Origin of the sequence: Kocuria sp., from assembly GCF_030530945.1 — a bacterium.
GTDB lineage: Bacteria > Actinomycetota > Actinomycetes > Actinomycetales > Micrococcaceae > Kocuria.
The window spans coordinates 242614-257021 of record NZ_JAUMTZ010000002.1; the positions used below are offsets into that span (position 1 = coordinate 242614).

Annotated in this window: 10 protein-coding genes and 1 tRNA gene; 2 read left to right on the forward strand and 9 right to left on the reverse strand. The window is 72.7% G+C overall.

Annotated features, from left to right (window positions below; all coding sequences use genetic code 11):
- Positions 1–220: 220 nt before the first annotated feature.
- From thrB to argS, 5 genes are all read right to left on the reverse strand, one after another.
- Complete coding sequence (thrB, locus tag Q4A22_RS03540) at positions 221–1213, reverse strand: homoserine kinase (RefSeq protein ID WP_303177267.1); 993 nt, start codon at positions 1211–1213, stop codon at positions 221–223.
- 11 nt (positions 1214–1224) lie between these two features.
- Positions 1225–2334, reverse strand: a complete 1110-nt coding sequence (thrC, locus tag Q4A22_RS03545) for a threonine synthase (RefSeq protein ID WP_303177269.1) — start codon at positions 2332–2334, stop codon at positions 1225–1227.
- A 173-nt stretch (positions 2335–2507) separates the two neighbouring features.
- Positions 2508–3824, reverse strand: coding sequence for a homoserine dehydrogenase (locus Q4A22_RS03550; protein ID WP_303177271.1), 1317 nt, complete (start codon positions 3822–3824; stop codon positions 2508–2510).
- A gap of 120 nt (positions 3825–3944) precedes the next feature.
- Positions 3945–5366 carry a diaminopimelate decarboxylase gene (lysA, locus tag Q4A22_RS03555; protein WP_303177398.1) on the reverse strand — a complete coding sequence of 474 codons (1422 nt, stop codon included), beginning with the start codon at positions 5364–5366 and terminating at the stop codon, positions 3945–3947.
- Between the two features lie 13 nt (positions 5367–5379).
- Positions 5380–7050: an arginine--tRNA ligase gene (gene argS / locus Q4A22_RS03560; RefSeq protein WP_303177272.1), complete on the reverse strand. Its 1671-nt coding sequence runs from the start codon at positions 7048–7050 to the stop codon at positions 5380–5382.
- 121 nt (positions 7051–7171) lie between these two features.
- On the opposite strand from argS, the gene Q4A22_RS03565 reads away from it, so the two are divergent.
- Positions 7172–7244 (forward strand) — tRNA-Arg (locus Q4A22_RS03565).
- Positions 7245–7338: 94 nt separating this feature from the next.
- Here Q4A22_RS03565 and Q4A22_RS03570 read toward each other — a convergent pair.
- Together Q4A22_RS03570 and Q4A22_RS03575 are read right to left on the reverse strand one after the other, a co-directional pair.
- Positions 7339–7710: a hypothetical protein gene (locus Q4A22_RS03570; protein WP_303177273.1), complete on the reverse strand. Its 372-nt coding sequence runs from the start codon at positions 7708–7710 to the stop codon at positions 7339–7341.
- A 270-nt stretch (positions 7711–7980) separates the two neighbouring features.
- On the reverse strand, positions 7981–8961 hold the full coding sequence (locus Q4A22_RS03575) for an ABC transporter substrate-binding protein (protein WP_303177276.1): 981 nt from the start codon (positions 8959–8961) through the stop codon (positions 7981–7983).
- Between the two features lie 107 nt (positions 8962–9068).
- Between Q4A22_RS03575 and hrpA the strand changes: the two genes are divergently transcribed.
- Positions 9069–13175 (forward strand): ATP-dependent RNA helicase HrpA, encoded by a 4107-nt coding sequence (gene hrpA, locus Q4A22_RS03580; protein ID WP_303177278.1) that lies wholly within the window; start codon positions 9069–9071, stop codon positions 13173–13175.
- 47 nt (positions 13176–13222) lie between these two features.
- Here hrpA and Q4A22_RS03585 read toward each other — a convergent pair whose 3' ends face one another.
- Together Q4A22_RS03585 and Q4A22_RS03590 are read right to left on the reverse strand one after the other, a co-directional pair.
- Positions 13223–13654 carry an HIT family protein gene (locus Q4A22_RS03585; RefSeq protein WP_303177280.1) on the reverse strand — a complete coding sequence of 144 codons (432 nt, stop codon included), beginning with the start codon at positions 13652–13654 and terminating at the stop codon, positions 13223–13225.
- Between the two features lie 57 nt (positions 13655–13711).
- Entirely contained in the window at positions 13712–14374 is a 663-nt protein-coding gene (locus tag Q4A22_RS03590) for an MBL fold metallo-hydrolase (RefSeq protein WP_303177282.1), read from the reverse strand.
- Between the last annotated feature and the right edge of the window lie 34 nt (positions 14375–14408).

Below are 14408 nucleotides of genomic sequence, written 5' to 3' on the forward strand. Positions count from 1 at the left end.
CCGCTGCGGGCCACGGGAAGACGCGCGAAGAGCACGCGCCATCGGCAATGAAGTCCCCCGACTCCCCCGCGGGCCCGGAACTGCCACGTCACAGAGGTGGCTGGGGTACACGGGAGAGGATCGCAGAGAGGCGACGCCTTCGAACACCTGCGGTGGGTAGCTGCGCACGGGGCTCAACTGCGGGGCTTCGCCGTCCGTCAGGCGGAGACGAGCCCGGGGCCTATTGCGTGGATGCTTCCACCCTAGCACCCTCGGTGGGAACCCGCAGGACATGGACGCGCCACTGCACCGGTTCGCCGCGGTACGTTCCGGCGGGCGACGCCGCCTCCCCCAGGATCTCCTCGACCGCGGCCGCGGCGGCGCGGGCGCCGTCCTGGCCGCGCGCCAGAGTGAGGACCGTGGGTCCCGCCCCCGAGATGAGCGCGGCGTGCCCCCGCCCGCGCAGCCGGGTCACGAGCTCCCAGCTGGGCGCCATGGCCTGGGCCCGGTACGGCTGGTGGAGCAGGTCGAACGTGGCGTCGAGCAGCAGCTCCGGGTGCTCCCCCAGTGCCGCGACGAGCAGCGCGGCCCGCCCGGCGTTGACCGCCGCGGTGTGGTGGGCCACCGTGTCGGGGAGCAGGCCGCGGGCCACCGAGGTGGCCACCTCGAAGTCCGGCACGGCCACCACGGGCACCACGTCCGGGTGCACGGCCACGGGCACGGTGCGGAAGCGCCCGCCGTCCTCCCAGCTCACGGTGAGCCCGCCCAGCAGCGTGGGCGCCACGTTGTCCGGGTGGCCCTCCAGCCGGGAGCAGACCTGCAGCACCTCGTCCGCGTCCAGCCGGGAGGCCTCCGGCAGCAGGGCGTTCGCCGCGAGCACCCCCGCCACCACGGCGGAGGCGGAGGATCCCATGCCCCGGCCGTGGGGGATCACGTTGTGAGCGGTGATCCGCAGCGGGGGCAGGGACCCGGCGCCGGCGGCGTCGAACGCGGCCTGCATGGCACGCACCACCAGGTGATCCGCGGTGCGGGGGACGTCCGCGGAGCCCTCCCCGGAGAGCTCGAACTCGAGGCCACGCTCGATGCGGGTGGCCTCCAGGGTGTCCCGGTGCTCCAGGGCGAGCCCCAGGGAGTCGAAGCCCGGGCCCACGTTGCCCGTGGAGGCCGGGACGCTCACGCGCACCGAGGCCCCCACGGGAATCGCCGGGGCCGGTGGCTCGGGTGAAGCTGCCACGGTGTCCCCGCTCACTCGAGTCCGAGCGCGGCGGCCACGGGGACCACGTCGAAGGGGACGCGGCGCGGCTCGGCGGCGTGCGGGTCCTCGGCCTCCGCGCCCTTGATGGCCCACTGGGGGTCCTTCAGACCGTGGCCGGTCACGGTTGCCACGATGGTCTTGCCCGAGGGGACCTCGCCCGCGCGGGCCTTCTTCAGCAGTCCCGCCACGCTGGCGGCAGAACCGGGCTCCACGAACACGCCCTCGCGGGAGGAGAGCCAGCGGTGGGCGGCCAGGATCTCGTCGTCCGAGACCGCGTCGATCAGCCCACCGGACTCGTCGCGGGCGGCCACGGCGGTGTCCCAGGACGCGGGGTTGCCGATCCGGATGGCCGTGGCGATGGTCTCGGGCTCCGTCACCGGGTGGCCGAGCACCAGCGGGGCCGCGCCCTCCGCCTGGAAGCCCCACATGGCGGGGGTGTGCGTGGCCACGGGGGCCAGGTCCTCTCCGGAGGTGGCGGTCATGGACTGCGAGTACTCGCGGTAGCCCTTCCAGTACGCGGTGATGTTCCCGGCGTTGCCCACGGGCAGCACGTGGATGTCCGGGGCGTCGCCCAGCGTGTCCACGACCTCGAAGGCCGCGGTCTTCTGCCCCTCGATGCGGTACGGGTTCACCGAGTTCACCAGGAACACCGGGTAGGACTCGGAGAGCTTGCGGGCCACCTCCAGGCAGTTGTCGAAGTTGCCGTCGATCTGGATGATGTCCGCGCCGTGCGCCACGGCCTGCGACATCTTGCCCACGGAGATCTTCCCCTCCGGCACGAGCACCGCGCAGCGCATGCCCGCCTGCTTGGCGTACGCCGCGGCGGATGCGGAGGTGTTGCCCGTGGAGGCGCACACCACGGCCTGCGCCCCGGACTCCTTGGCCTTGGTGATGGCCATGGTCATCCCACGGTCCTTGAAGGATCCGGTGGGGTTCATGCCCTCGAACTTCAGCCACACGGTCGAGCCCGTGAGCTCGGACAGCGCCCGGGCGCGGATCAGCGGCGTGCCGCCCTCGCCCATGGTGATGACCTCGGTCTGCTCGGTCACGGGTAGCCGGTCCCTGTACTCGTTGATGACGCCCTGCCAGACGTGTGCCATGCCGTGTGCTCCTCGGATCGGGTGCTTGCGTTCGGTTCTCGTGCCGTCCCGGGTGTCCGGGCGGCTGGTGCCGGCCTCCCCGGCGGCGGGTTCTTCCGCGGCGGTGGTGCGGCGGCGGACCCTCGTGGGCCGCCGGGACGACGACGCCGCCCGGCCTGCCGTGGGCCCCTGGCCTACTCCCCGGTCTCCACCGGGGTCACGGACACCACGTGCCGGACCACCTCCAGGTCCCGCAGCGCCTCCACCGTGGCCATGAGGTCCGCGTGGCGCCCCGCGTGGGTCACCAGGCGCAGCATGGAGGTCTCGGTGGTTCGGGGGTCCTCGCTCTGCTGCATGGTGGAGATGGACACGCCGTGGTCCGCGAAGACCTGCGCGAGCCGCGCCAGCACGCCCAGACGGTCCGTCACGGCCAGCGTGACCGCCAGCCGGGTGATGACGTCGTCCATGCTCACGGCCGGCAGCCCTGCATAGTCCGCCAGCGGGATTCCCTGTGCTCCCAGGGCGATGGCCCGTGCGGCGGAGACCAGGTCCCCCAGCACCGCCGACGCGGTGGGCTCACCCCCCGCGCCCTGGCCGTAGAACATGAGGGACCCGGCGGCGGCGGCCTCCACGAAGACCGCGTTGTACGCGCCCCGCACTCCGCCGAGCACGTGCTCGCGCGGGATCATCACCGGCTCCACCCGCAGGTTCACGCCCTCACCGCAGCGCTCCCCCACGGAGAGCAGCTTGATGACGTAGCCGGCCTCCCTCGCCGCTGCGACGTCCTCCGCGGACACGCCGGTGATCCCCCGGCAGTGGACGTCGTCGATCGTGTAGCTGGAGTGGAACGCCAGGGACGCGAGCACGGCGGTCTTCGCGGCGGCGTCGTAACCCTCCACGTCCGCGGTGGGGTCCGCCTCCGCGTAGCCCAGGCGCTGGGCCTCGGCCAGGGCGTCGTCGAACGCGGCGCCGGTGGAGTCCATCTGGTCCAGGACGAAGTTCGTGGTGCCGTTCATGATGCCCAGGAAGCGCTCCACGCGGTCACCGGCGAGGGAGTCGCGCATGGGACGCACGATCGGGATCGCGCCCGCCACGGCCGCCTCGTAGGACAGCTGGGCCCCGGAGGCCGTCGCGGCGTCCTGCAGCTCCCGCCCGGACTGGGCGAGCAGCGCCTTGTTGCCCGTGATCACGGACTTCCCGGCGCGCAGCGCGCGCAGCACCCGCTCGCGGGTGGGATCGATGCCGCCCGTGAGCTCCACGACCACGTCCGCGCCGTCGATCACGGAGTCGGCGTCCGTGGTGAGCAGCTGTGCGGGCAGCTCCACGTCACGGCGCGCTGCGGTGTCCCGCACGGCGATCCCGGACAGCTCCAGGCGCACGCCGCTGCGCAGCGCGAGCTCGTCGGCGCGCGTGAGCAGCACGTGGGCCACCTGGGAGCCCACGGTCCCGGCGCCCAGCAGGCCCACCCTCAGGACCGGGGTCACTCGTTCGGCGGCAGGTGTGGTCGTCATGGTGCGCGGTGTTCCTTCGCAGGTCGAGGTGTTGGGTGTCGGGGTGTGGAGGTGACGAGGTGGCCCCACCAGGTGTCGGGCCGCGGGGCCGGGATGCGCCCCCGGGCCCGGGGAAGCGGGTCAGACCCCGGTGTCTCGGGCCAGCAGGTCCTGCACGGTCTCCCGGCGGACGATCTCCCAGGGCGTCCCGTCGGGTCCGAGCGCCACGATCCCGGGGCGCGGCAGCCAGTTGTAGTTGCTGGACAGGGACCAGCAGTAGGCGCCGGTCACGGGCACCACCAGCAGGTCCCCGGCGCGGACGTCACCCGGCAGGTAGACGTCCCTGACCACCACGTCCCCGGACTCGCAGTGCTTGCCCACCACCCGGGAGAGGACGGGGCTCTGCCCGGAGACGCGGTTGGCCAGCACCGCGGTGTAGTCGGCCTCGTAGAGCACGGGGCGGGCGTTGTCGCTCATGCCGCCGTCCACGGAGACGTAGCGCCGCTCCACCCCCGGGGCCACGGCCACGGTCTTCACCGTGCCCACCGTGTACACGGTGCACCCGGCGGGGCCGGCGATGAAGCGCCCGGGCTCGAAGGACACGTGGGGCACGGGCAGCTCCGACGCCGTGAATGCGGCATCCAGCTGACCAGCCAGGTCCGCGGCGATGGCGCCCACCTCACGGGGGCTGTCCGCCGCGGTGTAGGCCACTCCGTGACCCCCGCCCAGATCCACCTCCGGGAGCACGAGGTCCCAGCGCCGCGCCACGGCGTCGCGCAGCGCGAGCACGCGTTCGGCGGCCTGCGCGAAGCCCTCCGCCGCGAAGATCTGGGAGCCGATGTGGCAGTGCAGCCCGCGCAGGTCCAGGGCGTCGGAGGCCGCCACGCACGCCGCCACGGCCTGCAGCGCGGGAGAGTCCTCACCGTCCGCGGCGGGGTTGAGCGAGAGCCCGAACTTCTGGTCCTCGTGGGCCGTGGCGATGAACTCGTGGGTGGAGGCGTGGACGCCGGGAGTCACCCGGATCATCACGGGCGCACGCGTGCCGAGCTCCCGGGCCAGTGCCGCCACGAGCTCGATCTCCGCGAGCGAGTCCACCACGATCCGCCCCACCCCGCTGCGCAGGGCCAGGGAGATCTCCTCGGCGGACTTGTTGTTGCCGTGCAGGGCGATCCGTTCACCGGGCACCCCCGCGGCCAGCGCCACGGCGAGTTCTCCCCCGGAGGCGGTGTCCACGTTCAGCCCCTCCTCCACCGCCCACCGGGCCACAGCGGTGTTCAGCAGGGCCTTTGAGGCGTAGTAGACGGCCACCTCCGCACCCACCGGACGCAGCGCGGACTCGAACGCCTCGCGGAACCCGCGGGCGCGCTCCCGGAACGTGCGCTCCGAGACCACGTAGCTCGGGGAGCCGAAGCGCGCCACGAGCTCGGTGACGGGCACGGAGTCCACGGTCACGCACCCGGACTCGTCCCGGGCGTACTGGGACGTGAAGACCAGGGGGTCCAGCGCCGCGGGGTCCCGCGGGGGACGCAGCCAGGATGGAGCGAGCGGGTGCTCGGGGATCATCTCGTTCACCGCGTCACATCCTCTCCGGGGCCGAGACCCCCAGCAGGTCCAGGCCGTTGGAGAGGACCTGGCGCACGGCGTCGTTGAGCCACAGGCGGGTGTGGTGGAGGGGCTCCACCTCGCCCTCGCCCTGGGGAGTGACCCGGCACGCGTCGTACCAGCGGTGGTAGGCGCCGGCCAGGGCCTCGAGGTGGCGGGCCACACGGTGCGGCTCGCGGAAGACCGCGGCCTGGGCGAGCACGGACGGGTACTGCCCGAGGGCGGCCAGCAGGTCCGCCTCGCGCGGGTGGATGAGCAGGGCGGCGTCGAACTGCGGGGTGCCGTCCTCGGCCGTGCGGCGCACCCCGGCGGCCTCGGCGTTGCGGGCGACGGCGCACGTGCGGGCGTGCGCGTACTGGACGTAGAACACGGGGTTCTCGTTGGAGCGCCGGGTGAGGACGTCCAGGTCGATGTCGATGTTGGAGTCCACCGAGTAGCGGGTCAGCGAGTAGCGGGCGGCGTCCACGCCCACGGCCTCCACGAGGTCCTCCATGGTGACCACGGTGCCCGCGCGCTTGGACATCCGCACGGCGGTGCCGTCCTTGACGAGGTTCACCATCTGCCCGATCAGCACCTCCACGGCGTCCGGGGAGTCCCCCAGAGCCGCGGCGGCGGCCTTGAGCCGTGCCACGTAGCCGTGGTGGTCCGCGCCCAGCATGTAGATGCACAGGTCCGCGCCGCGGTCCCGCTTGTTCTTGAAGTAGGCGATGTCGCCGGCGATGTACGCGGCGTTGCCGTCCGACTTGATGACCACACGGTCCTTGTCGTCCCCGTGGTCGGTGGAGCGCAGCCACCAGGCGCCGTCCGCGAAGTACAGGGAGTCGGAGGAGCGCAGCTGCTCCAGCAGGGTCTCCACCTGCCCGCCCTCGAACAGCGAGTTCTCGTGGAAGTAGACGTCGAAGTCCACCCCGAACTCGTGCAGGGAAGACTTGATCTGCTCGAACATGAGCTCCACACCCACCGCGCGGAAGACCTCCTGGGGGTCCTCGGACTCCAGGGCGTCGGGGCGCTGCGCGAGGACCTGATCCGCGATCTCCGCGATGTACTGCCCGCCGTAGCCGTCCTCGGGCGCGGCCTCGTTGCGGGCGCGGGCCAGCAGCGAGCGCGCGAAGCGGTCGATCTGGGTGCCGTGGTCGTTGAAGTAGTACTCGCGCACCACGTCCGCGCCCTGGGAGTCCAGCACGCGCGCCAGGGAGTCCCCCACCGCGGCCCAGCGGGTGCCGCCCAGGTGGATGGGCCCCGTGGGGTTGGCGGAGACGAACTCCAGGTTGATGGTGGTCCCGGCCAGGGTGTCCGCGGTGCCGAACGCGCGGCCCTGCGTGACGATGCTCTGCGCGAGCTCACCGGCGGCGGCGGCGTCCAGGGTGATGTTCAGGAACCCGGGACCGGCGATCTCCACGGAGCGGATGCCAGCCACCTCGGCCAGACGCCGGGACAGGACCTGGGCGACCTCCCGGGGTGGCCTGCCCACCAGCTTGGTCACCTGCATGGCCACCGTGGTGGCCCAGTCCCCGTGCTCGCGGTTCTTGGGCCGCTCCACCCGGGCCTGCGGCAGCTCGACGCCGTCCGCCGGGGTCAGTTCACCGGCGGCCACGGCGTCCTGCAGGCATGCGGACACGGCTGTGGAGAGTTCTTCAGGAGTCACCGTGCCAGTGTAGCGGGGCGGGTTCCCGCGGGCCGACTCGCGGGGATTGGTCCGCGCCGCTCACCTGGTAGTATCGTCGAGTCGTCGCCCACCGGCCACCGCCGGGACAGCGGCAGGACAGGCCCGCGTAGCTCAGTGGATAGAGCGTCTGCCTCCGGAGCAGAAGGCCGTAGGTTCGAATCCTATCGCGGGCACACATCACGACGAAGGCCCCGGCACTGCCGGGGCCTTTCTCGTACGCCCGGGTGCTTGCGCACCTCTGGCACGGAGCGGGGCAGGGCGCGGGGGTCAGCGCCGTTCGCGCCGCTCCTCCCGCACCTTGAAGTTGGGGTTCAGCTGCAGCGGGTCGTACTCGTTCACCACGGAGCCCTCCCCGTACTGCTCGGCCAGCAGCTCGTCCTCCTCCAGCGGCTGCGGGGCCGCGGTGCGGCGCAGCACGATCCCCACGATGCTCAGCACCCCGCCCACCGCGAGGGTGCCGAACCCCACCACCACCATGACCCAGCCGCGCTCGGTCAGCGGCTGCCCCCCGCGCTGCGCGGAGGCCTGGGACAGGGACACGAGTGCCTCGGGCAACGCGAAGCAGCACACGAACAGCAGCACCAGTCCCACGGCGGTGATCGCGGTGGTCCTGCGGTGCGTGCGACTGGGCTGCTTCACGGAGGTCACGGTCCTTCCGGCGCATCCCCCGCGCTGGGAGATCCGCCACTGGTGGCACCGCGGCGACGGTCCCCGCCCACGGCGGGCGCACGCCACCGGGCGCTGCGAGCTGTTTCCAGAAGCGTAGCGCCGCGGGCACGGGCACCGGGACCCCGCCCGTGCGCACGGTCCGGTCCAGCGCATGCTCCGGTGCGCGGCACGGCCCGGTTCCACGGTCCACGGCCCCCTGCAGCTCGGCACGGTGACGCCACGACGACGCCGCCGCGGCCGTCAGTCGATGACGGTGTCGGCCCTGTCCCGCAGACTTTGGGGAACCTGGACCCCCATGGCCCTGGCCGCCCGGAGGTTGAGCACGAGTTCGGTCTCCTCCGGGGACTCCACCGCCATGCCCCCGGGCGCAGCGCCGTCCTTGAGGATGCGCACGGCCATCCTGCCGGTCTGCTCCCCGAGCTGCTCGTAGTCGATGCCGCGGGTGGCCACCGCCCCGCGCTGCACGGAGTCCACGTCCCCCACCACCAGGGGAATCCTGCGGGTCTGCGCCGCGGCCACCACGGCGTCCATCCCGGCCACCACCGTGCTGTCCGTGGGGACGTAGAGGGCGTCCGTGGTGAGGGACGCCGCCGCCTGCGCCACCTCGTCCGTGGAGGCCACAGTCTTCTCCTGCACCTTCAGCCCCTCCGACTGGGCGGCCTTCCGGACCTGCTCCGCCTGCACCTGGGCGTTGCTCTCCCCCGCGCTGCGCAGGATGCCCAGGGTCTTCGCGTCCGGTGCCAGCTGCTTCACCAGCTTGACCTGCTCGGCCACGGGGCTGGCGTCCGTGGTCCCGGTGACGTTGCCCCCCGGGGCGTCCGTGGAGTCCACGAGGCCCGCATCCACCGGGTCCGTGACCGCGGTGAACAGCAGCGGCTCGTCGGTCATCTCCTGCACGAGGGGCTGCGCGGCAGGGGTGGCGATGCCCAGCACCAGGTCCTCTCGGGTGGCCGCGAAGTGCGAGGCGCTCTCCGTCGCCGCGGCCTGGTCCCCCGCGGCGTCCCGCACATCCAGGGTGAGGTTCTCCCCCTCCGTGTACCCGCCGTCTGCGAGCGCGCGCACAAAACCCTGCCGGGCGGCGTCGAGCGAGGGGTTGCCCGCGAACTGGGAGATGCCCACGGTGACCCTGCCGGCGGTGGCCGTCTCCCGGGGCTGCTCGCCGGAGGAGCCGCAGCCGGTGAGCAGCAGGGCGGCGGCGACGATCGGCAGCAGTCGCTTCATGTGTGGCGGTTCCTTCCGTGGCGGGTCACCCGTGGGTGGATGCTACCCGCCGCCCGCCCCGGGCGGGGCCTGCGTGTCCGGGGCGGGCCGTAGACTTCTGCGTTGTCATGACTGAGCCCAGCACCCCGCCCCGCATCGTGTACCCGGACAACCTCCCCGTCAGCGCTCGCCGGGAGGACATCATGGCCGCCATCCGGGACCACCAGGTGGTCGTGGTGGCCGGTGAGACCGGATCCGGCAAGACCACCCAGCTGCCCAAGATGTGCCTGGAGCTGGGGCTCGGCGAGACCGGACTGATCGGGCACACCCAGCCACGCAGGATCGCCGCGCGCTCCGTGGCCGAGCGCATCGCCTCGGAGCTCGGCGAGCGCGTGGGAGCCACCGTGGGCTACCAGGTGCGCTTCACGTCGGAGGTGGGCCGGGACTCGCGGATCAAGCTCATGACCGACGGCATCATGCTTGCGGAGATCAGCCACGACCCGCAGCTGTCCCGCTACAGCGCCATCATCATCGACGAGGCCCACGAGCGCTCCCTGAACATCGACTTCCTGCTGGGCTACCTGCGCCGGCTGCTGCCGCAGCGCCCGGACCTGAAGGTCATCATCACCTCCGCCACGATCGACCCGCAGCGCTTCGCGGAGCACTTCGCGCTGCCCGACCCCCGGCACCCGGACGCGGACCCGGTCCCGGCGCCCATCATCGAGGTCTCCGGGCGCACCTACCCCGTGGAGATCCGCTACCGACCGCTCACCCAGGAGCGCACCGGGGACGGCGGCACGGACGGGGACGACGCCGGGGACGGTCTCGCGGACGAGGACAGGGACCCGATCGACGCCGTGTGCGACGCCGTGGTGGAGCTCTCCCGCGAGCCCCGCGGGGACATCCTCGTGTTCTTCGCCGGCGAGCGCGAGATCCGCGACGCCCAGGACGCGCTGCAGAAGGTGATCGACTCGCACCGCTCGCTCGCGGGCACGCAGATCCTGCCGCTGTTCGGGCGGCTGTCCATGGCCGAGCAGAACCGCGTGTTCTCCGCCTCGTCGCACCGGCGGATCGTGCTCGCCACCAACGTGGCCGAGACCTCCCTCACCGTGCCCGGCATCAAGTACGTGGTGGACCCCGGAACCGCGCGGATCTCGCGCTACTCCGCGCGCACCAAGGTGCAGCGCCTGCCCATCGAGCGGATCTCCCAGGCCTCCGCGCGCCAGCGCGCGGGCCGCTGCGGGCGCGTGTCCGACGGCGTGTGCATCCGGCTCTACTCCGAGGAGGACTTCGAGTCCCGGCCCGAGTTCACGGACCCGGAGATTCTGCGCACCAACCTGGCCTCGGTGATCCTGCAGATGATCTCCGTGGGCGTGGCCGCCGAGCCCTCGGACATCGCCGACTTCCCGTTCGTGCAGAAACCGGACTCCCGCGCCGTGAAGGACGGTGTGGTGCTGCTGCGAGAGCTCGGCGCGCTGCGCGGGTCCGGCGATCCGCACGAGGACGACGCCGCGCCGTCGCCCACCCGGGGTCGCGGGCGGCGTCGCTCCCGCGGCGGCAGGGGCGGGCGGGAGCGTCGTGGCCCGCTCACCCGCACCGGGGAGATCCTCGCCGCGCTGCCCGTGGACCCGCGGCTGGGTCGGATGATCGTGGAGTCCCAGCGCCGCGGGTGCGTGCGCGAGGTGCTCGTGCTCACCGCGGCGCTGACCGTGCAGGACCCGCGCGAGCGCCCGCTCGAGAAGCGCCAGGCCGCGGACGAGTTCCACGCCCGCTTCCGCGACAAGACCTCCGACTTCCTCTCCTTCGGACTGCTGTGGCAGTACCTGCAGGAGCAGCAGACGGAGCTGTCCTCCTCGCAGTTCCGGAAACTGTGCAAGCGCGAGTTCCTGAACTTCCTGCGCATCCGCGAGTGGCAGGACCTCTACGCGCAGCTGCGCCAGATCGCCCGCCAGGTGGGCATCGACGCCGGGGCCTCCCGCGAGATCGACGTGGCCGCGAACCAGGACGCCGTCCACAAGTCGCTGCTGTCCGGGCTGCTGAGCAACATCGGCGCGCGGGACGAGCGGACCCGCGAGTACCGCGGCGCCCGTGGCACCCGGTTCGCGATCTTCCCCGGCTCGGCGCTGTTCAAGAAGGCCCCGGACTGGATCGTCTCCGCGGAGCTCGTGGAGACCTCCCGGCTGTGGGCCCGCACGAACGCCGCGATCTCGCCGGAGTGGGTCGAGGAGATCGCCCCGCAGCTGGTCAGGCGCAGCTACTCGGAACCCCACTGGTCCCGTTCGCGCGGCGCGGTGGTGGCGAACGAGAAGGTCACCCTGTACGGGCTGCCCCTGGTGAGCGAGCGCCCCGTGCTGTTCTCGGCGGTGGACCCCGCGCTCTCGCGGGAGCTGTTCATCCGCCACGCGCTCGTGGAGGGCGACTGGGCCACCCGCCACACCTTCGTGAAGCGCAACCGCCAGGCGCTCGCGCAGGTCGAGGAGCTCGAGAACCGCATGCGCCGCAAGGACCTGCGCGTGGACGACCAGGTGGTCTTCGACTTCTACGACGCGCGCGTCCCGGAGTCCGTGGTCTCCCAGCGCCACTTCGACTCGTGGTGGAAGAAGGCGCGCCAGCAGGACGAGCACCTGCTGGACCTCACCCCCGAGGACCTGATCACCCCGGAGGCGCCCACGCTGGACACGGACTCGTTCCCGCGCTCGTGGACCGTGGCCTCCGCGGACGGCGAGCTGAGCCTGGACCTGGACTACGAGTTCGCCCCCGGCGCGGACACCGCGGACGGCGTCACCGTGCGCGTGCCCGTCCTGTTCCTGGACCGGCTGGCGCCCGAGCAGTTCGCGTGGCACATCCCCGGGCTGCGCGTGGAGCTCGTGACCGCCCTGATCAAGTCCCTCCCCAAGGCCGTGCGGCGCAACTTCGTGCCCGCGCCGGACACGGCGGCCACGGCCGTCGCCCGGCTGGACGAGGAGTTCGACCCCGCCCGGGATCCCCTCCTGCCGTCCCTGGCCACCGTGCTGCAGCGGCTGCGGGGCCACACCGTCACGGCCGCGGACTTCCACCCCGAGGCGCTGCCCGCCCACCTGCGCATGCGCTTCGAGGTGCGGGACGCCCGCAACCGCGTGCTCGGCCGCGGTGAGGACCTCACCGAGCTGAAGCAGCGGCTGCGCCCCCAGATCCGAGAGGCCCTCGCGCAGTCCCTGGGTGGAGCCGCCGCGCAGCTCTACGACGCCGCCGCCGCCGCGGGAGTCCAGCCTTCCGCAGCCGAGCGTTCCCCCGGTGAGGACCGTGCCCCGGGAGGGCGCGGACGACGCCGCCCCGGCCGTCGCGGCGCCGGGGCCGCCACGAGCCCTGCCGCGTCCCTGGAGCGCACCGACCTTGCGGCGTGGCCCGAGCCGGACCCGCCGCGCAGCGTGGAGACCGTGGTGGCCGGCCAGACCGTCACCGGCTACCCCTCCCTGGTGGCGGTGACCGGGAAGGACCGGCAGATCCCCCGCGTGGACCTGCGGATCCTCAGCTCGCCCGAGGAGCAGCGCGCCGCCCAGCGGGACGGTGTGATCGCCCTGCTGCAGCACGTGCTGCCCTCCGTGCACCGCTACATGGTGGAGCACCTGAGCCAGCGGGAGCGGCTGATCTTCACCCAGAACCCGCACGGTTCGGTGGAGGCCCTGATCCACGACTGCACCGTGGCCGCGGTGGACCGCCTGGTCCCCGCGGACCCGCCCTTCACCGGCGCCCAGTTCCGGGAGCTCGCGGAGCACGTGCGGGCGGAGCTCATCGACACCGTGTTCGCGGTGACGTCCCTGGTGACCACCACGCTCACCGAGACCGCCACCGTGCGCAAGCGGTTGCGCAAGCCCGGCTCGCTGGGCGCGGTGGCCGCGTTCTCGGACATGTCCGAGCAGGTGGACCGGCTGGTGTACCCGGGCTTCGTGGCACGCACCGGGTGGGGGGCCCTGCAGCACCTGCCCCGCTACCTGGCGGGCGTGAACGCACGCCTGGACAAGCTGTCCGGACACCTGCAGCGGGACGCCGTGGCCATGCAGACCGTGCACGACCTCGAGGCCGAGTACCGGGCAGCACGTGAGGCGGTGCCCGCGAACGCCCCCACTCCCCCGGGTCTCACCACCGTGCGCTGGGACCTCGAGGAGCTGCGGATCTCGTTCTTCGCCCAGGAGCTGGGCACCGCCCACTCGGTGTCGGAGAAGCGGATCCGCAAGCAGCTGCGGGACCTCGGCTGACCCCTTCCGGACCACGTGCTCCGGAAGGGGTCGGCCGGGGAGCGGGCTCAGGCCTGCTGCGGCACCTCGTCGTGGTGGCCCTGCTCCTCCAGTGCGCGGCGGATGCGCTCGGCGGACTCCTCCATGAGCACGGGGTCCGGGTCCTGGTCCACGTTGGCGAAGTCGAACTCCTCGATGGAGTTGGTGGGCCACACGTGCAGGTGGGTGTGGGGCACCTCGAAGCCCTGGATCATGAGCCCCACCCGCCGGGGGTTGAACGCGGCGTCGATGGCGCGGCCGATCTGCTGCGAGACGGTCATCAGGTGCGCGGCGAGCTCGGTGGGCAGCTCCACCCACGAGTCGATCTCCTCGCGAGGAACCACCAGCACGTGGCCCTGCGCGAGCGGCTGGATGGAGAGGAACGCCACGCACCGGGCGTCCGCCCACACGAAGCGCCCGGGCAGCTCGCCCTCGATGATCCTGGTGAACACTGAACTCATGACGGGTCCTCTCGTCGGGGCGGATCCGCGGCGGATCCACGGCGTGGTGGGCGGTTCTCAGACCGCGGGAACCTCAACGGTCTCCCGCGGGGCCAGGTGCTGGTACTCGGAGCCGTAGACGCCCGCGAAGTGGGCCACCTGCTTCTCCACCACCTGGAAGCCGGTGTCGGAGAGCAGGGCGTCGTGGATCTGGTGCACCCGGGTGGCGCGCGTGGCGATCACGAAGTCGATGACCTCCGCCATCTTGGACCACGGGGCGTGCAGGGGCACCAGAACGGTGGGGACGGTGAGACCGTGCGGGACGGTGAACGAGTCCCCGGGGTGGAACAGGGCGTCGTCCACGACGTACCCCACGTTGGCCACGGTGGGGATCAGGGGGTGGATGAGTGCGTGCTGGCCACCGTACGTGCGCACCGAGAACGGCCCGGCCGCGAACGTGGTGTCCGCGGTCACGGCGTGCAGCCGCTCGGGACGGGGTGCGCGCCCGGCCAGGTCGGCCACCACCGACCCCGGCGCGTGCACCGACAGCTCCGGGCGGGCCGTGAGGACTGCGCCCAGCCGCTCGGCGTCCACGTGGTCCGGGTGCCCGTGGGTGATGAGCACGGTGTCCGCGCCCTCCAGTGCCTCCTCCACCTCGGAGAACGTCCCGGGGTCGATCACGAGGACCGCGCCGTCCTTCTCCAGGCGCACGCACGAGTGGGTGAACTTCGTCAGCAGCATGCTCCCAGCCTAGTGGCTGGGCACCCGCCCGCAC